1 protein-coding gene is annotated in these 1196 nt (G+C 65.5%); it reads left to right on the top strand.

Annotation, left to right across the window (positions count from 1 at the left end; genetic code table 11):
* Positions 1–78: 78 nt before the first annotated feature.
* On the top strand, positions 79–1053 hold the full coding sequence (locus PLL68_RS15485) for an IS5 family transposase (RefSeq protein ID WP_324535627.1): 975 nt from the start codon (positions 79–81) through the stop codon (positions 1051–1053).
* Positions 1054–1196: the final 143 nt, after the last annotated feature.

Raw genomic sequence — 1196 nt, 5'->3', positions numbered from 1 at the left:
GGATGCGCTGATTATCTCGGGTGGTCGGGGTGTCCCCCTGGCTGGGTTGGCGGGGGTCCGGGAGGATGTGGTGTGGACATCGATCAGCCCAGTTTCACGGATATCGAGTACGGCAACCGGCGGCGGGTGTCGCGCCGGGAGAAGTTCCTGGAAGCGATGAACGCGACGATCCCGTGGGCGGCGTGGGTGGGCGTGATCGAGCCGTTCTACTACGCGGACCGGCCGGGTAAGCGGGGCCGTAAGGCGAAGCCGGTGGAGACGATGCTGCGGATGTACCTGCTGCAGGTGTGGTTCTCCCTCTCGGACGAGGGCGTCGAGGACGCGGTGTACGACTCGTACGCGATGCGCCGGTTCATGGGGTTGGACTTCGCGGTCGAGCAGGTCCCGGATGCGACGACGCTGCTGCACTTTCGTCACTTGTTGGAGGAGCACCAGCTTGGCGAGAAGTTGTTGGCGGCGCAGAACGAGGTCTTCGCCGATCAGGGCTGGATCATGCGGGGTGGGTCCATCATCGACGCCACGATCATCGCGGCACCGTCGTCGACGAAGAACGCCACCGGGACCCGCGACCCGGCGATGCACCAGACGAAGAAGGGCAACCAGTGGCACTTCGGGATGAAGGCCCACATCGGAGTCGATGCTGGCAGCGGGTACGTCCACACCGTCACGGCCACGGCGGCGAATGTGCATGACCTGGACGAGGCGGTCAACGTGGTGCGTGCCGATGACGAGGTCGTGTACGCCGACGCGGGGTACCAAGGAGCTGCCAAGCGGCCCGAGATCGTCGACCATGATGACCTGTCGAGAATCACGTGGAGGGTCGCGGCGCGCAAGGGTGCGTTGAAGACGATGCCCGCTCATGACCGGGAAGAGCAGTCGCGTCAGGCGTCGGTGCGGGCCAAGGTCGAGCACCCGTTCCTGATCGTCAAGCGTGACTTCGGGTTCACCAAGACCCGCTACCGCGGGATCGCCAAGAACCTGAACCACCTCAACGTGTTGTTCGCCTCGTCGAACTGGTTGATGCGGACCCGGGCCGTCGCCCTGATGGGGTGACGGCCAGGCGCCAGCCTGCCCTCAACCGCCCAGCAAGGCCCCAAATGGGCCGATCAGCCCAGGTCGAGAGCACTCACGCGACCCCACCCGGGCCGGCGCCGACCCCTCACGTCGGGAATGGTCCTTTCATCAGCGATTCCCTA

The sequence above is a fragment of the Ornithinibacter sp. genome (genome assembly GCF_035443565.1).
Lineage (GTDB): Bacteria > Actinomycetota > Actinomycetes > Actinomycetales > Dermatophilaceae > Fodinibacter.
This window is presented reverse-complemented; position numbering and strand designations above follow the sequence as displayed.